Source organism: Kitasatospora sp. NBC_00315, assembly GCF_041435095.1.
In the GTDB taxonomy this organism is placed as follows: Bacteria; Actinomycetota; Actinomycetes; order Streptomycetales; family Streptomycetaceae; genus Kitasatospora.
The window spans coordinates 111,592-129,395 of sequence record NZ_CP108025.1; the positions used below are offsets into that span (position 1 = coordinate 111,592).

General features: G+C 71.5%; 22 protein-coding genes and 4 pseudogenes. 14 read left to right on the forward strand and 12 right to left on the reverse strand.

Going from position 1 to position 17,804, the window contains the following annotated elements:
* Nucleotides 1-28: 28 nt before the first annotated feature.
* The gene (locus tag OG823_RS00525) at nucleotides 29-358 is read right to left on the reverse strand and encodes a hypothetical protein (RefSeq protein WP_371476475.1); all 330 of its coding nucleotides are present in this window, start codon (nucleotides 356-358) and stop codon (nucleotides 29-31) included.
* Between the two features lie 67 nt (nucleotides 359-425).
* Here OG823_RS00525 and OG823_RS00530 point away from each other — a divergent pair.
* A pseudogene (locus OG823_RS00530) lies at nucleotides 426-966 on the forward strand (IS6 family transposase); the annotation flags it as partial.
* A 162-nt stretch (nucleotides 967-1,128) separates the two neighbouring features.
* Here OG823_RS00530 and OG823_RS00535 read toward each other — a convergent pair.
* Nucleotides 1,129-2,508: an FAD-dependent oxidoreductase gene (locus tag OG823_RS00535; protein ID WP_371476477.1), complete on the reverse strand. Its 1,380-nt coding sequence runs from the start codon at nucleotides 2,506-2,508 to the stop codon at nucleotides 1,129-1,131.
* A 124-nt stretch (nucleotides 2,509-2,632) separates the two neighbouring features.
* Between OG823_RS00535 and OG823_RS00540 the strand changes: the two genes are divergently transcribed.
* From OG823_RS00540 to OG823_RS00565, 6 genes are all read left to right on the forward strand, one after another.
* Nucleotides 2,633-2,989, forward strand: a complete 357-nt coding sequence (locus OG823_RS00540; RefSeq protein ID WP_371476478.1) for an ArsR/SmtB family transcription factor — start codon at nucleotides 2,633-2,635, stop codon at nucleotides 2,987-2,989.
* A 53-nt stretch (nucleotides 2,990-3,042) separates the two neighbouring features.
* Nucleotides 3,043-3,516, forward strand: coding sequence for an N-acetyltransferase family protein (locus OG823_RS00545; protein ID WP_371484259.1), 474 nt, complete (start codon nucleotides 3,043-3,045; stop codon nucleotides 3,514-3,516).
* A gap of 98 nt (nucleotides 3,517-3,614) precedes the next feature.
* Nucleotides 3,615-3,971 (forward strand): hypothetical protein, encoded by a 357-nt coding sequence (locus OG823_RS00550; RefSeq protein ID WP_371476479.1) that lies wholly within the window; start codon nucleotides 3,615-3,617, stop codon nucleotides 3,969-3,971.
* A complete protein-coding gene (locus OG823_RS00555; RefSeq protein WP_371476480.1) occupies nucleotides 3,968-4,510 on the forward strand; it encodes a MerR family transcriptional regulator in 543 nt (180 codons plus the stop codon). The genes OG823_RS00550 and OG823_RS00555 overlap by 4 nt, the downstream gene beginning before the upstream one ends.
* A complete protein-coding gene (locus tag OG823_RS00560; RefSeq protein WP_371476481.1) occupies nucleotides 4,456-4,722 on the forward strand; it encodes a hypothetical protein in 267 nt (88 codons plus the stop codon). The genes OG823_RS00555 and OG823_RS00560 overlap by 55 nt, the downstream gene beginning before the upstream one ends.
* Before the next feature lie 11 nt (nucleotides 4,723-4,733).
* Nucleotides 4,734-5,069 carry a YnfA family protein gene (locus OG823_RS00565; protein ID WP_371476482.1) on the forward strand — a complete coding sequence of 112 codons (336 nt, stop codon included), beginning with the start codon at nucleotides 4,734-4,736 and terminating at the stop codon, nucleotides 5,067-5,069.
* A 76-nt stretch (nucleotides 5,070-5,145) separates the two neighbouring features.
* Here the strand turns inward: OG823_RS00565 and OG823_RS00570 are convergent, their stop codons facing one another.
* Together OG823_RS00570 and OG823_RS00575 are read right to left on the reverse strand one after the other, a co-directional pair.
* Nucleotides 5,146-5,907, reverse strand: a complete 762-nt coding sequence (locus tag OG823_RS00570; protein WP_371476483.1) for an aquaporin — start codon at nucleotides 5,905-5,907, stop codon at nucleotides 5,146-5,148.
* 62 nt (nucleotides 5,908-5,969) lie between these two features.
* Nucleotides 5,970-6,281: an ArsR/SmtB family transcription factor gene (locus OG823_RS00575; protein WP_371476485.1), complete on the reverse strand. Its 312-nt coding sequence runs from the start codon at nucleotides 6,279-6,281 to the stop codon at nucleotides 5,970-5,972.
* 108 nt (nucleotides 6,282-6,389) lie between these two features.
* On the opposite strand from OG823_RS00575, the gene OG823_RS00580 reads away from it, so the two are divergent.
* Nucleotides 6,390-6,812, forward strand: coding sequence for an arsenate reductase ArsC (locus tag OG823_RS00580; RefSeq protein ID WP_371476486.1), 423 nt, complete (start codon nucleotides 6,390-6,392; stop codon nucleotides 6,810-6,812).
* A 7-nt stretch (nucleotides 6,813-6,819) separates the two neighbouring features.
* A pseudogene (locus tag OG823_RS00585) lies at nucleotides 6,820-7,224 on the forward strand (NAD(P)/FAD-dependent oxidoreductase); the annotation flags it as partial.
* A 628-nt stretch (nucleotides 7,225-7,852) separates the two neighbouring features.
* On the opposite strand, the gene OG823_RS00590 reads toward OG823_RS00585, so the two are convergent.
* Nucleotides 7,853-7,975: a hypothetical protein gene (locus OG823_RS00590; RefSeq protein WP_371484753.1), complete on the reverse strand. Its 123-nt coding sequence runs from the start codon at nucleotides 7,973-7,975 to the stop codon at nucleotides 7,853-7,855.
* A 278-nt stretch (nucleotides 7,976-8,253) separates the two neighbouring features.
* Between OG823_RS00590 and OG823_RS00595 the strand changes: the two genes are divergently transcribed.
* Together OG823_RS00595 and OG823_RS00600 are read left to right on the forward strand one after the other, a co-directional pair.
* Nucleotides 8,254-9,840: a hypothetical protein gene (locus OG823_RS00595; RefSeq protein WP_371476488.1), complete on the forward strand. Its 1,587-nt coding sequence runs from the start codon at nucleotides 8,254-8,256 to the stop codon at nucleotides 9,838-9,840.
* 94 nt (nucleotides 9,841-9,934) lie between these two features.
* A complete protein-coding gene (locus tag OG823_RS00600) occupies nucleotides 9,935-11,020 on the forward strand; it encodes a hypothetical protein (protein ID WP_371476489.1) in 1,086 nt (361 codons plus the stop codon).
* Nucleotides 11,021-11,102: 82 nt separating this feature from the next.
* Here the strand turns inward: OG823_RS00600 and OG823_RS00605 are convergent, their stop codons facing one another.
* On the reverse strand, nucleotides 11,103-11,225 hold the full coding sequence (locus OG823_RS00605) for a hypothetical protein (protein WP_371476490.1): 123 nt from the start codon (nucleotides 11,223-11,225) through the stop codon (nucleotides 11,103-11,105).
* Between OG823_RS00605 and OG823_RS00610 the strand changes: the two are divergent.
* Nucleotides 11,224-11,331 (forward strand): annotated as a pseudogene (locus OG823_RS00610) (tetratricopeptide repeat protein); the annotation flags it as partial. The gene OG823_RS00605 and the pseudogene OG823_RS00610 sit on opposite strands and share 2 nt — an antisense overlap.
* Nucleotides 11,332-11,644: 313 nt before the next feature.
* Here OG823_RS00610 and OG823_RS00615 read toward each other — a convergent pair.
* The 3 genes and pseudogenes from OG823_RS00615 to OG823_RS00625 all read right to left on the reverse strand — a co-directional run.
* Nucleotides 11,645-11,983 (reverse strand): annotated as a pseudogene (locus tag OG823_RS00615) (transposase); the annotation flags it as partial.
* A gap of 87 nt (nucleotides 11,984-12,070) precedes the next feature.
* Entirely contained in the window at nucleotides 12,071-12,859 is a 789-nt protein-coding gene (locus tag OG823_RS00620) for an SDR family NAD(P)-dependent oxidoreductase (RefSeq protein ID WP_371476491.1), read from the reverse strand.
* Nucleotides 12,856-13,761 carry an alpha/beta hydrolase gene (locus OG823_RS00625; RefSeq protein WP_371476493.1) on the reverse strand — a complete coding sequence of 302 codons (906 nt, stop codon included), beginning with the start codon at nucleotides 13,759-13,761 and terminating at the stop codon, nucleotides 12,856-12,858. The genes OG823_RS00620 and OG823_RS00625 overlap by 4 nt, the downstream gene beginning before the upstream one ends.
* Before the next feature lie 95 nt (nucleotides 13,762-13,856).
* Between OG823_RS00625 and OG823_RS00630 the strand changes: the two genes are divergently transcribed.
* The gene (locus OG823_RS00630; protein ID WP_371476494.1) at nucleotides 13,857-14,279 is read left to right on the forward strand and encodes a MarR family winged helix-turn-helix transcriptional regulator; all 423 of its coding nucleotides are present in this window, start codon (nucleotides 13,857-13,859) and stop codon (nucleotides 14,277-14,279) included.
* A gap of 718 nt (nucleotides 14,280-14,997) precedes the next feature.
* Nucleotides 14,998-15,414, forward strand: coding sequence for a hypothetical protein (locus OG823_RS00635; RefSeq protein WP_371476495.1), 417 nt, complete (start codon nucleotides 14,998-15,000; stop codon nucleotides 15,412-15,414).
* Between the two features lie 235 nt (nucleotides 15,415-15,649).
* Here the strand turns inward: OG823_RS00635 and OG823_RS00640 are convergent, their stop codons facing one another.
* From OG823_RS00640 to OG823_RS00650, 3 genes are all read right to left on the reverse strand, one after another.
* On the reverse strand, nucleotides 15,650-15,805 hold the full coding sequence (locus OG823_RS00640) for a hypothetical protein (RefSeq protein WP_371476497.1): 156 nt from the start codon (nucleotides 15,803-15,805) through the stop codon (nucleotides 15,650-15,652).
* A 27-nt stretch (nucleotides 15,806-15,832) separates the two neighbouring features.
* Nucleotides 15,833-16,027, reverse strand: coding sequence for a hypothetical protein (locus OG823_RS00645; RefSeq protein ID WP_371476498.1), 195 nt, complete (start codon nucleotides 16,025-16,027; stop codon nucleotides 15,833-15,835).
* A 112-nt stretch (nucleotides 16,028-16,139) separates the two neighbouring features.
* On the reverse strand, nucleotides 16,140-17,780 hold the full coding sequence (locus OG823_RS00650; RefSeq protein WP_371476500.1) for a PhpK family radical SAM P-methyltransferase: 1,641 nt from the start codon (nucleotides 17,778-17,780) through the stop codon (nucleotides 16,140-16,142).
* Nucleotides 17,781-17,804 lie beyond the last annotated feature (24 nt).

The following is a 17,804-nucleotide window of genomic DNA, read 5'->3' on the forward strand; positions in this document are numbered from 1 at the left end:
CCTCAGCCGGGTCCTTGCCGGCGATCCCTCACATGTGCCGGACGTCCGTGGCGATGACCGAGTACTTCCAGTCGGTCCGCTTCTCGAAGGCGGTCGGCTTCTTCTGGTGCCGCCCGGCAGGGCGGACCCGGCGCACGGGCAGCCGCATGCCGATGGGCCAGCCGGGCCGGGTGTTCAGGCCGGTCAACTCCGCGACGCTGTAGCCCTCCTGGACCTCTCCGCTCTGCCGTAGGGAGGTCTCCCACGCACTGGCCGGCAGCTTCGCGATCGCCTTCTCGTCGTCCTCGGTGATCGTCCAGCCGACCAGGTAGCGCACCGTGCGTCGGGCGGTGTTCAACGCCTCCAGGGGTGCTGTCACGTTGTCGGGCGGTCTGGGATGATCTTCGGGCCATCGGTGTCCGGGAGGGGAATCGTCCGCGTCGTCCGTGCTGCCGTCGTACAGCAACCACCGATATCCGGTGGAGGTCATCTCGCATTGCGTGTGGCTGTACTTCCGCTTCCCGCTCAGCTTCCGGGAGGTGGAGGAGCTGATGCTGCAGCCTGGTGTGACCGTGTCCTACGAGACCATCCGCCGCTGGTGCCTGAAGTTCGGGCAGGCCGAACGGCCTGCGCCGGCGGCGGCCCGCGGCCCGCGACAAGTGGCACCTGAACGAGGTCTTCGTCAAGATCAACGGTAAGCGGCACTACCTGTGGCTGGCCGTGGACCACGACGGGAACGTGCTCGACGTCCTCGTCCAGTCGAAGCGGGACGCCAAGGCCGCCAAGCGGTTCATGGCCAAACTGACGAAGAAGCAGTGCCGGGTCCCCCGGGTGCTGGTGACCGACAAACTCCGTTCCTACGACGCGGCCCAGCGCGAGCTCATGGCCTCGGTGGAGCACCGCGCGCACAAGGGCCTCAACAACCGGGCCGAGAACTCCCACCAGCCGACCAGGCACCGCGAACGCGCCATGAAGGGCTTCCGCACGGAGCGACCCACCTGCCCGAGGGGCCGGGCCAGGAGAGTCGAGCCAACGGCTGAACAACGGACTGGTAGGCACAGGATCCGGCCGAGCTTCAGTCTTGGGCCAGCCCGGGTAGGGCCGCGACCGGGCTCCCTGCCCGGTCGCGGCCCTGCGGCGCGGATCAGGTCAGCAGCAGCCGCCGACCGGGGCCTCCTCCACCGGAGCGCCGATGCTGATGGCAACCGGGACGGGTGCGGCGGCCGGGGCCGCGCAGCAACCACCACCCGCACCCTGCTCGGCGCCGGGCTCATCGAACAGGCCCGCGCCGCCGCAGACCCCGGTCTCGGGCAGCGTGAGCTCGACGCGCTCGGCAGCCTCGGTGTCGCCGGCCAGGGCGGCGGCGATCGAACGGACCTGCTCGTAGCCGGTCATGGCGAGGAAGGTGGGGGCGCGGCCGTAGGACTTCATGCCGACCAGGTGGACGCCCTGCTCCGGGTGGGAGAGCTCGTTGACGCCGTGCGGGTAGACGGTGCCGCAGGAGTGCTGGTTGGGGTCGATCAGCGGGGCGAGCGCGGTCGGGGCTTGGAGGCGCTCGTCCAGGCCGAGCCGCAGCTCGCCGAGGAAGGACAGGTCGGGGCGCAGGCCGGTCAGGACGATGACCTCGTCCAGGTCCTCGGCGCGGTGGCCGTCCTCGGAGACGAGGGCGAGCTTGTCGCCGGTCTGCTCGACGGCGGCGGTGCGGAAGCCGGTGAGGGCGCTGGCGTAGCCGTTCTCGACGGCGGCCTTGGCTGCAAGTCCCAGGGCGCCGCGGGCGGGGAGCTGGTCGGCGCTGCCGCCGCCGAAGGTGGAGCCGGTGATGCCGCGTCGCAGGATCCACACGGTGTGGGTGCCGCTCTCCTGCTTGGCGAGGTCTGCGAGCGTGGCGAGGGTGGTGAAGGCGGAGGCGCCGGAGCCGACGACGGCGGTGCGCTTGCCCGCGTACCGGGAGCGGACGGCGGGGTCCTTCAGGTCCGGGACACGGTAGGAGACGCGGGTGGCGTGGGTCTTCTCGCCGATCGCGGGCAGGCCGTCGGCGCCGAGCGGGCTGGGGGTGGACCAGGTGCCGGAGGCGTCGATGACGGCCGGCGCGGTGATGCGCTCCTCCGTGCCGTCGGCGCGGGTGGCGTGGACGGTGAAGGGCTGGTCCTCGCGGCCGGAGTCGACGACGCGGTCGCGGCCGGCGCGGGCGACGCCGGTGACCCGGGTGTTGTAGCGGACCGTGTCGCCGAGGGCGTCGGCGAGCGGCTGCAGGTACAGCTCGGCCCACTCCGCGCCGGTCGGGTACGCGGCGCCGTCGGGGCGGGTCCAGCCGGTGGGAGCGAGGATCTTCTCGGCGGCGGGGTCGACGAGTTCGGCCCAGGTGGAGAACAGTCGGACGTGGCCCCACTCGCGTACTGCGGCGCCGGCCGCCGGGCCCGCTTCGAGCACCAGGACGTTCAGGCCGCGCTCGGTGAGGTGGGCGGCGGCGGCCAGCCCGATGGGGCCGGCGCCGATGACGAGGACGGGCAGGTCGGAGCCTTCGGACATGGCGGTGGTCCCCTTCGAGACGAGGCGGGTCGATGACGATGGCCGCCCGCTTGATTCGACAAACGTCGATGTGATGACGATCTCGACCTTGCCACCCAGGATCGACGGATGTCAACATAGACGCATGTCGAATCTGGAGTTGTCGCCGGTCCTGGAGCCGGACACGGTGCTGTGCTGCCCGCCGATCACCTCGGCCGAGCTGTCCGCCGAGGACTCGGTGCGGATGGCCGCGATGTTCAAGGCACTGTCCGACCCGGTCCGGCTGCGGCTCTTCTCGAAGATCGCCTCGCACGCGGGCGGCGAGGCGTGCGTGTGCGACATCCAGGACGTCGGGGTGTCCCAGCCGACCGTCTCCCACCACCTGAAGAAGCTTCGCGAGGCCGGGCTGCTGACCAGCGAGCGCCGCGGCACCTGGGTCTACTACAAGGTCGCACCGTCCGTGGTGGCCGGCATGGCCGCCCTTCTCGACCTGCCCCGCTGACCTGCCACCCGAAGGAGCGCCTGGTGCCGCACGCCGTCCCCGCCCTCACCCCGATGAGGCCCGAGCACGCGGAGCAGGTCCTGGCGGTCTACCGGGCGGGCATCGAGGAGGGCAATGCCACCTTCGAGACCACCGCCCCCAGCTGGGAGACCTTCGACGCCGCACGGCTGCGCGAGCACCGCCACGTCGCGCTGGGCCTGGGTGGCGAGGTGCTGGGCTGGGCCGCCGTCAGCCCAGTGTCCGCCCGGCCCGCGTACGCCGGGGTGGTCGAGCACTCCGTCTACGTCCACCCCGCGGCGCGCGGCCGGGGAGTGGCCGGCGCCCTGCTGGAGACGCTGATCGCCTCCACCGAATCCGCCGGGATCTGGACCATCCAGTCCGGGGTGTTCCCGGAGAACACCGCCAGCCTCGCCCTCCACGCCCGCGCCGGGTTCCGCGTGATCGGCACCCGCGAGCGCGTCGGGCGCCACCACGGGGTCTGGCGCGACGTCGTGCTGATCGAGCGCCGCAGCCCGGCCGTGCACTGAATCCTCCTGCCTGACTTGCATCCGGTACCCGGGTACAGGTTTACCGTCGAAGACGTCCCCGCCCGCACACCGCCGGGGACGGATCGAAGGAGACGGTCATGACCGGGCTGAGCTGGGTTCCGACGTCCTGCACGCTGCCCACCGAGCAGCAGCCGCTGCGGGTCGCGGAGTGGGATGCGCTGTTCGCGGAGCGCCTGACCGCGGTGGACCGCCCGGGCCCGCTGCGGCTCCACCTGGTGCTCGCCGGCGGTGAGAGCGTCGAGGAGCGGGTCCGTGACCTGGCGGCCCGGGAGAGCGGCTGCTGCTCGTTCTTCACCTTCACCACCGTCCCGGCCCCCGGCGGCAACGGCGGCGTGCTGCTGGCGGTCGAGGTCGACCCGGCCCACGGGAGCGCGCTGGAGGCCCTGGGTGTGCGGGCGGCGGCCGTCGCGGCCGGGGCCGGGCGGTCGCGGTGAGCGGCGGCGAGGGTCTGCGTTCCGGGCAGGTCGCCGAGGCGGCCGGGGTGAACATCCAGACCCTGCGGTACTACGAGCGCCGCGGTCTGCTCGCCGAACCCGACCGCTCACCAGGAGGCCACCGCCTCTACGACCAGGACGCGGTGACCGCGCTGCGGGTCATCAAGGCCGCCCAGCGCCTGGGCTTCTCACTGGAGGAGGTTGCCGAGCTGCTGGAGACCGGCCGCCATCGCCATGGCCGCCCCGTCGCGGGTCTGCAGGAGCGCGCGCAGGCCAAGCTCGCCGAGGTCGACGCGAAGATCGCTGACCTCACCACCATCCGCGAGGCCCTGCTCGCCGCCGTCGCGGCCGGCTGTGACGACCTGACCGTCTGCGCGGGCAGTGCCTGCTGCCCCATTCCGTTCACCGAGCCTCGCCGAGGAGATGCGCCATGCCGGACCCTGCTGCTGACCCGCACGAGAGCACCCACCGCGCGCCCAAGGCCTTGGGCGCGCTCGCCGGCCTGGCGTGTGCGGCGTGCTGCCTGCTGCCCGCCCTGATCGCCGCCGGTGTCGTCGGCACGGGCGCCGGCGCGGTGGTCGGCCGGCTGCCCGCCATCGCCGCGGCCTTGGCCGTCCTCGCCGGCGCCACCTGGTGGCTGGGGCGGCGCCGGACGGAGCGCGGCTGCGGCAGGACGGCCTGCGGCCAGGGCGGATGCGACTGCGGAAGCACCGAGGACCCGGTGCAGATCAGCACCGGCGCCCGCCGGTAGGGGCGCCGTTCATGACCGTCGCGCGCTCCATGGCCCTGTTCCTCGCCGCCGCCCTGTTCGAGATCGGTGGCGCCTGGCTGGTCTGGCAGGGCGTGCGCGAGCACAAGGGATGGGCCTGGATCGGTGCCGGCGTCATCGCACTCGGAATCTACGGCTTCGTCGCCACCCTGCAGGACGACGCCGACTTCGGGCGGATCCTCGCTGCCTACGGCGGCGTCTTCGTCGCCGGATCGCTGGCCTGGGGCATGGTCGTCGACGGCTACCGGCCCGACCGCTACGACGTAGTCGGCGCCTTGGTGTGCCTGGCCGGCGTCGCCGTCATCATGTACGCCCCCCGCGGGCACTGACCGCCCGACGCAACACCGGCGGCCTCTCACCCGGGAATCGGGTGAGAGGCCGCCGGTCTTCCGCCGGGCGGGCGGGTCAGCCGCGCGTGGAGCTGCGGCCTCGACGGGTGAAGATCAGCGCCACCAGAGCCAGGCCCACGACCCCGCCGACCAGCTGCATGCCGATGAATCCCGGCAGCGAGGACGGCGCGATGCCGGCGAAAGTGTCGGTGAACGCCCGCCCGATCGTCACCGCCGGATTCGCGAAGGAGGTGGAGGAGGTGAACCAGTAAGCGGCGCCGATGTAGGAGGCGACCGCGACCGGGGCGAACCGCAGGTGGTCGGTCTTCGCCAGGCCGAAGATCAGCAGCACCAGGCCGGCGGTGGCGACGACCTCGCCGAGCAGCAGGTGCCCGGCCGAGCGGTCGTGCGTGGACCACCTCACCGCGGCCTGGCCGAACATCGCGTCCGCCAGGATCGCCCCGCCGATCGCGCCGATGATCTGCGCCGGGATGTAGGCGGCGACCTCGCGCGGGCCCAGGCCCTTGGGGTCCTTGCGGCCGGTCCACCACTCGGCGAGCGTGACGACCGGGTTGAAGTGCGCGCCGGAGACCGGGCCGAGGAGCAGGATCAGCACGCCGAGGCCGAACACGGTGGCCAGGGAGTTGGCCAGCAGCTGCACACCGACGTCGCGGCTGAGCTCGGTGGCCTGGATACCGGAGCCGACCACGACCGCGACCAGGGCGGCGGTGCCGACCAGCTCGGCCGCCAGTCGGTTCAGCAGCGGGATCGCCGACGGCTCGGCGGCCAGCGGCTCTGCCTCGGTGATCTCGGGTCTGGCCTCGTCTATGGCGCTCATCAGGGCACTCCAGTGCAGCTGCAGGGGGTGGGGTGGGCCGCGGGGATTGGGGCTGGGGTGGTTCAGCAGGACCGCTTGCGGCTGGCTGCCGCGGCTTCGCGGGCGGTGGCGGCCAGGCCCGCGAACTCCGACGCCAGGGCCTCGATGGCCTCATGGCGGAGCGAGTAGTACGTGAAGCGCCCGCAGGGCTCGGTGTCGACCAGCCCGGCATCCCGTAGGGCCTTGAGGTGGTTGGACAGATTGGTCTGCTTGGCGCCGGTCTCCTCCACCAGGTGCGTCGTGCACAGTGCCTCGTTCGCGAGGAGCCGCACGATCTGCATCCGCAGCGGGTCGGCCAGAACCTTCAATACATCACTATCGCCTGACGTCACCATGGGCTGATACGTTACCGGGTGTCGGGCCCGCTTGGCGAGCCCCTTCTCCCGGCCACCCGCTGGGCCACCTGCGGAATTCGGCCGTACGAACCAAAGGAACCACACACGATGTCCGCTCCTGCCGCCTCCGTGCTGTTCGTCTGCATCCACAACGCCGGCCGCTCGCAGATGGCCGCCGGTTTCCTGCGCCACCTCGCCGGTGACCGCGTCGAGGTCCGCTCCGCCGGGTCCATCCCCGGGGACCAGGTCAACCCGGCCGCCGTCGCCGCGATGGCCGAGCTGGGCATCGACATCTCCGACCAGACCCCGAAGATCCTCACCACCGAGGCCGTCCAGGCGTCCGACTACGTGATCACGATGGGCTGCGGCGACGCCTGCCCGTACTTCCCCGGCAAGAAGTACCTCGACTGGAAGCTGGACGACCCGGCCGGCCAGGGCGTCGAGGCCGTCCGCCCGATCCGCGACGAGATCAAGGGCCTCATCGAGGGCCTGATCGCCGAGATCGATGCCAAGCAGCAGACGGAGAGCTGACATCTTCATGACCGACACCGCCCAGACCGGCGCCGAGGTGCGCGAGGTCATCATCATCGGCTCCGGCCCCGCCGGGTACACGGCCGCGCTCTACACCGCGCGAGCCTCGCTCAAGCCCCTCGTCTTCGAAGGCGCGGTCACCGCCGGTGGCGCCCTGATGAACACCACCGAGGTCGAGAACTTCCCCGGCTTCCGGGACGGCATCATGGGCCCCGAGCTGATGGACAACATGCGGGCCCAGGCCGAGCGCTTCGGCGCCGAGCTGGTTCCGGAGGACATCGTGGCGGTCGACCTCATCGGCGACGTCAAGACCGTCACCGACTCCGAGGGCACCGTCCACCGCGCCCACGCGGTGATCGTCACCACCGGCTCCCAGCACCGCAAGCTGGGCCTGCCCCGCGAGGACGAGCTCCAACCACTTCGTGGCGCACGGCAGGCGGACGGCGAGGTCAGCCACCGGCTGGGTGAGGCCCGCCGGCTCCCCCCGCAACGAACGAGGAGTGTGCTGCGGCCCGTCACCTGTGGACGTGGCACTGGAGCGGCGCGTGGCAGATCGAGCTGGAGCTGCGGGCCCGCGCCCACGGACAGCCGCGGGTGCCCCGGCCGGGACAGGGCGGGCAGGCGCGGGGCCGGCATCCGGACGCGCCACTGGAGAAGTACCTGCGCTCCGAGAATTGGCCGCGCTGAGCCGGCGGCCTCGCGGCGGACCCGGGGCCGGCCAGTGGCTCCGGTCAGCAGGCGCCCGATCTGCGGATCGAAGCAGACGAGCCCCCAGGACCGCCCGACAGCGGCGGCACGGGCGGCTCACGGTGGCGGGCGGGTGGCCCGCGCGCGGCCGTGCCGGGGAGCGCCGGGCGGTGGAGCCGGGCCCGGGGTGGGAGCTCGTCCGGTGCTCGTAGGCGTCGCTGTCGGAGCCGAGGACGTCCTCGGCTCCGACGGCCCGTGGCGCTCCCCCGTCGTACGTCGTACGGCGCCCGGCCCGCGCCGGCGCTGTGCCGTCCGGCCCTCGTGCCGATCCCGGCCCGGGCCCGGGTCGGCCGTCACAGGTCGGGGCTTTGGTCCGTCACGCTGTGACGGCCCTTCAGGCGCCCGGCCCGCGCCGCGCGGCGCAGCAGGATGCGTCCCACGACCTCCGCGAGTTGGGTCGCGACGGCGACGGACACCCCGCGCTCCCCCGCCCGTTGGCCGCCGTGTACGGCAGGCCGCACTCCACCCGCGGTCCCGTGCGGGGGTTCAGGGCCGTGGCGGGGCGGCAACTCGATCGCCATGCGGTACCTCCCCCGTAACAGCACGCGTCGCGTAGACCGTAGTCCATCGCTCCACTGCCCGGTTGGGGATCCTCCCGTAACGGGCGGGGGGCTCGGGCGTCCGGCTTTGTCGGTCAGTAACGAGAGCGTTTGTGATCAGGGCCGCTGGATTGCAGCCTGCCGATGGAGTCGCCGTGAGCGCCGACGACGTGGTCGCCACGTGGCCCGATCCGGGCGCGAGGAGGTGGCAGGATGACGTGGTGTCCGATCTTCTCCATGAACGGTGGCTGCGCGGCATCGCCTTCAATCCGGCGGCGCCCTCCGACGTACTGATACGTCTGATGGATCGAGCAGCCGGTGAGGCCGGCCTGCTGATGTGCGCGGGCCGTGACCTGCCCGACGCCGTTGTGGACGCGGCCCTCCGCCACCCGGGCGTGGGGATCCGCCGCGCGCTCGCCGGCAACCGGCACATCGATCCCGCGCGGCTCGCCCCCTTGGCAACGGATCCGATGGGGATCGTCCGCGCGCGGCTCGCCGGCGGCCCCCGCCCCCGCCCCCGACGAGTGCGCCCGCTGCCGGACGACATCCTCGTCACCCTCCTGACCGCCGAGGACGGGGGCTCGGACGGCGTGGTCACCGAGAACGAGATCATCCAGGAGCTCAGCTTCTCCCGGCAGATCCCCCCGTCCTTCTACCGCTCCATGGCCGGGCACGAGCACCCTGAGCTCCGCGTACACGCCGCCTGGAGGTGGCAGTCGCTTACCCCCGCACAGCGGGAAGCCCTGCTCGACGACCCCGACCCGGCAGTACGGGAAGCGGCACGGAAGAGCAGTTGGGAGCTGGACCCGGAGGCGGTGGAGGCCAAGCTGCCGTCCATCGGCTCGCTCAGCAAGGCTCACGTGCTCGGTACGTGTGCCCTGTCCCCGGCGCTCGTCGAGCGGTGCTTCGCGGACGACGCGGTGCACCCCCTGACCTGGAACCGCCACACCCCCGCCCACGCCGTCGCCCGACTCGCCCGCCACCCCGAGGCGAAGATCCGCGAGCTGGTCGCCGCGCGGCCGGATCTGGGACCGGAGCTGGTCGCCGAGCTGAAGGAGGACCCGGACGAGGACGTGCGAATGCGTGCACGCCTCCATCCCTTCCCGCGCACCTGGGCCGAGTACCGGGCGATCAACGAGGTCCTCGGACACGGTCCGGACTGCACCTGCCCGATCACCGAGGCGGCCGACGAGCCGTCACCCGAATGGTTCGCCGCCTGTGCGGCCTCCGAGGAGCCGTTGCTCCGCCGGGTCGCGGCAAGTTGGCCCGGCCTGCCCGCAGATCTCGTCGAGACACTCTCACAGGACACCGACGAGCAAGTCCGGATCCGGCTGGCCTGCCACCAGCCCCTGGCTCCGCCACAGCTCCTCTTGGACGTCTTCATTACCCGCCCGGCCCACCGTCCGCACCTGCTGACCCTGCCCGCGTTCCCTCGAACCGGCCGGACCCACCTCATCGGTCACCCGGACCCCGAGGTCCGCGCCCTGGCCGCAGCCGACCCCGCCCTGCCCGAACCCTCGCTGGAAGATCCCGACGCGTCGGTCTGCCGGGCAGCCGCCGCCAACCCGATCCTTACACCGCAAGCTCTGGAAGCCCTCCTCTCCGACCCCCGCACCGCAGAGGGTGCTGCGGCCAACCCGTCCCTTCCCGTCCCCCGCATGCACGCCCTCCTCGACCGCTGCCTGAACAGCGCCGCCAACCCACCGACGGCGGCTGGACGCCAAGAGGCGACACCCACGTAGCGATCACCGGCATGGCACTCCGACGACCATCGGCTGACACCGACACGCCAGACAGGTACTGACGAGTCGGACGCCTCGGATGTCGCGCCCGCGCATGATCCGCTCGACCTTCTTCCTGGACCCGCCTCCGCTGCCGCGAGAGGTACTGACACTGTGCGGTTGCCCGCGCGAGAGCCTGCTGGTCCAGGCCGTGGCGGCCGGCGCCGAAGCGGTGCGGCTGCTGGGGGACGGAATGCTCTCGATCGAGCCTGTGGATCCCTCGAACGACGGGCCGGCCCGCTTCTGGGACCTGGAGGACACGGCTGTCCTGGCCCGGTGGCCCACGCCGGGCGATCCCGGGCACGTGGACATCGTCGTGGGCACCGGCGTCAGGGAGGACGACTACTGGGGCGGCAAGCGGCTGCCTTCGAGTCCGCGGTTCGACCTGTGGTTCCCCTCGATCCGGGGGGACAGTCCATCGGGCGGTTGCCGTTCCATTGACGACCTGTTCACCCCGCGCCCGCGGCGACCCACCCAGCCCGTGAACCTGATCGGCTGCGAACCCGCCGCACCGCTTCTGGCCCTGCTGTGTCGTCCCCTTCCGCAGGAGGGCGACCCGATCACGCTCTGGCGCCTCGATCGCCACGGCCGGACGATGACCGGGTACCGCCTCGACCTGGACACCGTCGAGGCACGCCCATCCGTCCTCGGCGGAGCCCTGATCGACGTCACCATCACCGACCCCGGTGACGACCGCCCCACCCCGGCCGCCCGCGCAGTCTGGGAGATCTGGTCCGACAGTGTTCCCACGCGGCACAACCAGTGGGCACAGTTCGACGCCGAGGGCCGGTCCGAGTGGCTGGACCTCACCAGCGTCGGCCCGTACGTGCCGCAGGGCCTCTCCGGCGGGACGTACCACCTGGACGGACAGCACGTCACCGACAGGACCGGCTTGCTCCCGGCACTCGGCGAAGCCCTGCTCGGCCCCGGCGCCAACTACGGCAGACGTGTGGACTCGGTGACGGACTACCTGGGCGGCGGGCCCTCCGTCGTCCCCCCGTTCACCCTCGTCTGGCACCACGCCGACATCGCGCGCCACGCCCTCGCCGGAAACGTCCTGCACCACCTCGGTGGCCTGTCCTACTTCGAGGTGACCGTGAACCTCCTGCGCGAGTACGGCGTCACCGTCGTACTCCAGTGAGGGAAGGGTGAGCGATCCCGAACCCCTTGAAGAAGACAGCGACTGACCAGGAGAAGGAACGATGTGGGCGACGCCAGGCTCATCAGGGCCCGGTCGTCTCGCCGCCTGATACCCGGCTGGCGCTGCGGGATTCGAGGTACGCGGTCCAGTCGGTGGCGGCGCGGCGGCGCCACTTCACCAGGGTGTTGGTGTGGAGGCCGAGCATGATCCTCGCCCGCCTCGGCGACCAGGCCGCCGCCGAGGAACACCTCGACCGTGCGCTGGACGTCCACGGTCTCGACCGCCGCCGCTCCCGCGCCATCGTCCTTGCTCGGAGATCCGCACGGTGTCGGTGCGCCCGTATCGGTTGACCTGCGCGGTGGTGAACGCGGTGGCCCGGGCCAGATCGGCCGGCGTGCCCAGGCGGTCGCCTTTGAGCGCGGGCCGTCCGCGTCTGCCGGTGGGCGGCGGCGCGAGATCGTAGCGCACCGCGTTGGCCGGCAGCCTGGTGGTGACCGTGATCGTCTCCGAGTGGTGGCGCAGGGCTTTGCCGTGGTAGGCGGCATCGGCCACCAGGTGCAGCGGCCGGTTCAGGCACACGGCCGGCAGCCGGGCCATCGCCGCGGCCAGTTCGACCTTGGACGCGCCGCTCCCCGGCCGCCACAGCCTCGCCGCCACCGGCAGGCACACCGGGCGGGAACAGAACGGCAGCTCCACGATGATCCCGACCACCACGAAGCACGTCCCGCGCCCGACCGGCTTGGCGCCGACGGCCGCGCCGTCGTGCTGCCACGCCGCCCCGAACACCTGCTTGCCGCGTCGTTTGAACAGCGTGTCGTCCACCGCCACCGTCACCGCCGCGCCCTCGGGCAGCAGTGTTCTGACAATCAGGTGCGCCAGCACGATCCCCAGGATCGCGGCGTTCCACGCCGACCGGGAGAAGAACCCGTGCGCCCGGTCATGCGACCAGGTCCTGGCCAGGCCCGCGCGAGAGCGATGTTGGCGGCTGGGGGGCTGACCGTCGGCCCGGCAGGCTCGTGGCCATGGGCTGGGGGGATACGAGGTGCCGGATCAGGGTCCGGAGTTGCGGTATCGGTTGGCGAGTTGGGCGTGGTTGCCGGCTTGGAGCAGGGCCGGTTCGTGCTGCTCCCAGTGCCGGATGAGGGTGGGGTCGTCGATGCCGGGGACGCACAGTGCCTCGCCGCGGCGGTGCGCGGTCCACATGGCGTCGACGACGTCCTGGGCGGGCATGGCGCGTGGGTCGCCGCGGTTGGCGCCTTCAGACCATTCGGTGTCGACCAGGCCGGGGCAGACGACGGTGGCCGTGACTGCGGTGTCGCGCAGTTCGAGGGCGAGGCTGCGGGTGAAGGCGACGACCGCGGACTTGGCGGCGACGTACAGGGTGCGCGGGAAGCCCATGTCGATTCCGGCGCTGAAGGCCAGCAGTGACGCGACGGTGATGATGCCGCCGGAGCCCTTGTTCAGCATGCTGGGAAGCGCGGCGTGGGCCAGGGTGATGTGCGCGGTGGCGTTGAGCCGCCACAGGTTCTCGACCTCGGCGGCGTCGAACTCGGCCAGTGGCCGGTATGCGCTGGCGCCGGCGTTGGAGACGAGCAGATCGACCGGGCCGGTGGCGACCCTGTCGACGACGCGCTCCAGACCGCCGGTGGTGGCCAGGTCCGCGGGCAGGGCCTCGACGCCGACACCGGCGTCGCGCAGCTGTGTGGCGACGGTGGCCAGCCGGTCGGCGCGTCGGGCGACCAGGACGAGATCGTATCCGGCCGCGCCCAGCACGTGCGCGGCGGCGGCGCCGATACCGCTGCTGGCACCGGTGACCAGCGCGGTGGGACGGCCGGTCACGCGTCCGAGCCGATGGTCAGCCGGGTACGGAGGAAGGCTGCGGCCCGGTCGAGTGCGGCGGCGGCTTCGTCCAGCACGGCGGCGAAGGCTTGGAAGACGTGCGGTGCTCCGGCGACGACGTCCAAGCTCACGTCGACGTTGTCGGAGGCGGCCTTGGCAGCCAGTCGCAGGGCGTCGTCCAACAGCACCTCGTGGCTGCCGGCCTGGATGAGCAGCGGTGGTAGGCCGGACAGGTCGGCGAACAGCGGGCTGGCCAGGTCGGTGCGCGGGTCGGCGCCGTTCAGGTAGTCGACGGCACGCACGCTCAGGGCGCGGCCGGTCATCGAGGGGTCGACGTCGGCCTTGGCGGTGATGCTGTCGCCGGACTGCGTCAGGTCGATCCACGGGGACAGCAGCAGCGCGGCGGCGGGCTGGGGCAGCCCGGCGCGACGGGCGGCGATCAGGGTGGCCATGGCGAGCCCGGCACCGGCTGATTCCCCGGCGACAGCGATGTTCTCCGGCGCGATCCCGGCGTCCAGCAGCGCTCGGTAGGCGGCCAGGGCGTCGTCCACGGCGGCCGGGAAGCGGTGTTCGGGGGCGAGGCGGTAGTCGACGGACACGATCTCGGCGCCGGTCCGGCGGGCGATGTTCGCCACGAGGTTGACGCTGGTCTCGGGGCTCCCGACGGCGTAGCCGCCGCCGTGGAAGTGCAGGATCGTGGCAGTGCGCGGCGCTTGGTCGATATTTACCCGCAGCGCCGGGATTCCGCCCAGTTCGGTCGGCTGCGTGCGCACGTCCGGCGGTATCGGGGCGGCGGTGAGCATGGCCCGGTAGACGGGGCGCGTCTGGACCGGATCGGCGGCCAGGTCGAGCCCGGCGCTGCGGAGCAGCGCGGTGACCTTGTCCATCTGGGTGGTGCTCATGGATATCGTCCTCTCCAAGTGGCCTTGGCATCGAGTTGCCTAAGAGCTAAGATACTAAGCACTTAGCTAAATCGACCGCAACCCCAAGGAGAACCGTGACCGGCGAGGACCTGCTCCGGCTGCTCGTACGCACCCAGATCCACCTGTGGGAGGCGGCCGACTCGGCCCTGCGCGACACTCACGACCTGCCGCTGGCCCGCTACCTGCCCATGCGCGTCATCGAGCAGGTCCCCGACTGCCGTATCCAGGACATCGCCGAACAACTCGCGATCACCAACAGCGGCGCCAGCCAGGCCGTCGACAAGATCGAGCGATCCGGGCACGCCCAGCGCCGGCCCAACCCCACCGACCGCCGCTCCTCGGTGGTGGAACTGACCGCATCGGGACGCGAACTGCTGGACGCCGCAGCCAAGACGCTCGACCAGGAAATGCGGCGGAACCTCAAAGTGCTGCCGGAAACAGCCCGCCGACAGATGGCCGACAGCCTTGAGGCGCTGCTCGCACCGCTCCCTGACTGAACCCGACCAGACTGCACGCACTACTCAAGATCGCGTACATGCCCCCCGACCACGCCGCCTGACGGCCTCACCCCTGCCAGAACGGCGACTCGAGAGACGAACGCGCTCAGACCCCCGTTCGGACACGATCGTGACTCGTGCGAGGATCCCGCCATGGCCAACCTCGGTACTTCCTCTCCAGGGCGCCGCGCACGTACCCCGTGGCCGCGTGGAGCGGCGCCGGGCCGGCGGGGTTCCGCGGTCGCCGCGCTGGGCGCACTGCTGGACCGCTCGCTGGTGCAGATCGCTGACGCCTCCTCGGACGCCCGCTGCCCCGCCCCGGAGCGCCACCACGGTGCCGACGACCCGCACCACCACGGTGCCGACCTTGGCGGTCGCGTCGCCGGCGGGATCTACGGTCCCACGGCGCGGGGTGGTAGCCGGCGTCGGAGACCTTCCCCTGCGGGTCCTTCGAGCCGCCCACGGCAGAAATCGTCGGGCCGATCCCGGAGGACCGACCTCCATCTCACACCCAGCACCGCGTCCAGAAGCTCCTACTCGACGCCTCCTTCAGCGTTCGTGGCACACGACCAGCGGAAACGTCGACTCCCCGGCCTTGGGGGTCACCTCAGTATTCAAGTCGACCATCGGTTGGTCGCGTTGGGGACGGCGGCCGTGGCTGTCCATGCGGTAGCCTCGCTGCATTCGGCAGCCGACCAGAGACACGGGTGGAACAACGGTGACCCAGGAAGCCAACAAGAGCGGCTGGTTGAACCCTGAACCGCGGCCGGACCTGGTGTCGCGCGCGGCGGAGTTCCTGCCGCCGGGCAGCGAGATCCGGCAGGCGTTCATCGCGCAGAGCGCGCCGAACTTCCTGTTCTTCGTCGTGACGTACATGACCGGTCTGACGATGCTCGTCAACAAGTACCGGTGCGTGGCCGTCACGAAGGACGAGATCTACGTGCTCGACAGCACCAAGCTGTCCGGCGGCGCCAGCCCGCAGAAGCTGCTGGGCACGATGCCGCGCCGCACCAAGCTCGGTCCGGGCCAAGGCAACTGGTGGACGATCGAGCTCCTCGGCGAGAAGCACTGGGTGCACAAGCGCTTCTTCGAGCAGCTCGCGGCCGCCGACCGGGAGGCCGGCTTCACCGCGTAGGGCTCGCAGGTGGAGCGGCCGGTGGACGCGGTGGCCGTGGGACGAGGAGGTCTGGTCCCCGGCGACCGCGTCTGTCGTGTGCGGGGACGAAACGGCGGGCTGTCGCCGGCCAGGACGAGGCATACCGGCCGGCCGGCTCCGCCCACGGCAGCTTCGTCAGCCGCGGCCGCTCCCGCATCCACCGCTCGGTCTTCACCTCGTACACCGCCCGTGGGGCGACGGTGAGCGGGTTCGGTCACAGCACCAGGTCGAAGAGGTCCACGACCACCGCCAGGCACTTCTTGATCACCGCGTCCTCCGCCTCCCGCGAGGTGTCCTCGTCGTGGGAGAACAGGCCGTGGTCCCGGAATCCCGCCGCCAGGTCGGCCCGGTCGTCGGCCGCGTTCCACACCGTCCAGAACAGCGACCCGACGGTCGGTTAGCACGGCGGCGGGTCGAGAGCGGCCAGGCGCTCCAGCACGGCCCGCACGGCGGGATTGCGCGGGACGGTGGCCACGAAGGCCGCAGCCCGGTCGTCGATGGTGCCCGTGGCGGCCGGGGCCCGCAGGGAGTCGGCGGTCAGGTGGTCGAGGGCTCGGTGGTCGCGGGCGTCCGCGTAGTTCAGCAGCGGCACCCGCGCGACCCTGCCACCACCGCTGGGACGAGCCGGTGCGAGCCGCTGAACCGGTGCCGCCGGCGGGAGGTCGAAGTCCCGTCGGCGGCACCGGTTCAGCGGCTCGGGGTTCTCAAGTCGTCGCGAACTCGAACCGCGACGGGGCCATGTCCACCGCTGCGACCGCCTTGTAGAGCTGCCCGTTCAGGGACTGGAGCCGTATCTGGTCCGGAACGGGGAGGCTGCGCTCGCGCATGATCTCCTGCGAGACCCGCAGGATCGGCTTGAGCTCGGTGACGCCCAGGCCCTTGCCGTCCAGGTAGGGCAGCGCCCAGAAGTCGAAGTCGTACAGCGGCAGCCAGGTCGACTCGGTCACCTCGTCGAACATGACGTCGCACCAGCGGGCGGCCTCGACGGAGTTCATGGTGCGGTGCGACCAGTCGTAGGCCGAGCCCTCGATGCCGTGCATCTCCTTGCGCTGGTAGACCGGGGCCTTCGGGTTGCCCCACCATGCCTGGGCGCGCCAGAACGTCGGGCCGGTCTCGTTGAGGAAGTTGATGGTGTTGCGGATCGTCTTCTCGTTCTCGCCGGGGAATCCGACGATGATCGAGGCGAAGGTGGTGATGCCGCGCTGCTTCAACTGGGCGATGCCGTTGCGGTACTGGGCGTCCTGCGCGAGCTTGTTCATCGCCGCCAGGATGTCCTGGTCGCCGGACTCGATGCCCAGGAACACGCCCTTGCAGCCGCTCGCGGCCGCCAGGTCGAAGGTCTCCTCGTCGCGGGCGTTCGAGCAGCGGAAGTAGGAGTACCAGTTGAGGCCGAGGTCCTCCTCGATGAGCATCCGGCACAGTTCCTTGAACCGCTTCGGCGGCACGTTGAAGGTGTCGTCGACGAACACCAGGTTCTTGACGCCCAACTCGGCCATCGCGCGCAGCTCGTGGCGGATGGCCTCCACCGAGGCGGTGGTCAGCGCGCCGGCCCGCTGCGGGTAGTCGCAGAAGCTGCACTTGAAGGCGCAGCTGCGGGCGGTGCGGGTCTGGGCGGTGGCGCCGATCACGGACGGGTGGAAGCCGGACCAGTCGATCGTGGCGTGGTCGAGGTCGTTGGCCTCGGGCGTCTTGGGCCCGGGGACCCAGCTGCCGCCGACCTGGGTGATGACGTTGGCCAGGCCCTGCGGCGAGCGGCCGGCCTTGACGGCGCGGGTCAGCTCGACCAGCGCGGTCTCGCCCTGCGACTCGACGACGTAGCTGTCCGCGCCCATGCCGTGCAGCAGGGCCTGTGCCATGTCGGTGACACCATCGAGGCAGATGTTGTCGACCAGCGGGCCGCCGACGACGATGTGCGCGTTCGGGGCGTAGTAGCGGATGAAGTCGACGACCGGCAGCACGGGCATGATGTTGACGTAGAAGGTGGTCGTCACGGCGACGACGGCGGGCCCGAGCTCCAGCAGGTCGGCAAGGCGTTCCTGCTCGGCGCTGAACAGCGACACGGTCTGGGCGGTCAGGTCGGCCTTGCGCAGGAAGTTGGTGAGGTAGATGCCGGCGAGGTTGTGCACCTCGCCGACGTGGTACTTGTCGTTGCGGCCGGTCGCCTTGTTGCGCAGGGTGCTCAGGGCGTCCATCCAGGACAGTTGGCGCCCGTCGACCTCCATGAACTCCTTGCTGTAGATCTGTTGGGTGGGCGAGCCCGCTCCGGTGCTCTCGCACATGGCGCGGTAGTCCTGGAAGTCGCCCTCGTTGTAGCCGATGATCACGCAGTCCAGTGGTTCCGTCATGAGTTCCGTCTCCTGTGTGTCCCA

What these genes read in the sequence shown, in the direction of transcription:
- OG823_RS00535 (WP_371476477.1), bottom strand. Translation starts at nt 2,508, where the DNA reads ATGTCCGAAGGCTCCGACCTGCCCGTCCTCGTCATCGGCGCCGGCCCC.
- OG823_RS00540 (WP_371476478.1), top strand. Translation starts at nt 2,633, where the DNA reads ATGTCGAATCTGGAGTTGTCGCCGGTCCTGGAGCCGGACACGGTGCTG.
- OG823_RS00545 (WP_371484259.1), top strand. Translation starts at nt 3,043, where the DNA reads ATGAGGCCCGAGCACGCGGAGCAGGTCCTGGCGGTCTACCGGGCGGGC.
- OG823_RS00550 (WP_371476479.1), top strand. Translation starts at nt 3,615, where the DNA reads ATGACCGGGCTGAGCTGGGTTCCGACGTCCTGCACGCTGCCCACCGAG.
- OG823_RS00565 (WP_371476482.1), top strand. Translation starts at nt 4,734, where the DNA reads ATGACCGTCGCGCGCTCCATGGCCCTGTTCCTCGCCGCCGCCCTGTTC.
- OG823_RS00570 (WP_371476483.1), bottom strand. Translation starts at nt 5,907, where the DNA reads ATGAGCGCCATAGACGAGGCCAGACCCGAGATCACCGAGGCAGAGCCG.
- OG823_RS00575 (WP_371476485.1), bottom strand. Translation starts at nt 6,281, where the DNA reads ATGGTGACGTCAGGCGATAGTGATGTATTGAAGGTTCTGGCCGACCCG.
- OG823_RS00580 (WP_371476486.1), top strand. Translation starts at nt 6,390, where the DNA reads ATGTCCGCTCCTGCCGCCTCCGTGCTGTTCGTCTGCATCCACAACGCC.
- OG823_RS00600 (WP_371476489.1), top strand. Translation starts at nt 9,935, where the DNA reads ATGATCCGCTCGACCTTCTTCCTGGACCCGCCTCCGCTGCCGCGAGAG.
- OG823_RS00605 (WP_371476490.1), bottom strand. Translation starts at nt 11,225, where the DNA reads ATGCTCGGCCTCCACACCAACACCCTGGTGAAGTGGCGCCGCCGCGCC.
- OG823_RS00625 (WP_371476493.1), bottom strand. Translation starts at nt 13,761, where the DNA reads ATGAGCACCACCCAGATGGACAAGGTCACCGCGCTGCTCCGCAGCGCC.
- OG823_RS00650 (WP_371476500.1), bottom strand. Translation starts at nt 17,780, where the DNA reads ATGACGGAACCACTGGACTGCGTGATCATCGGCTACAACGAGGGCGAC.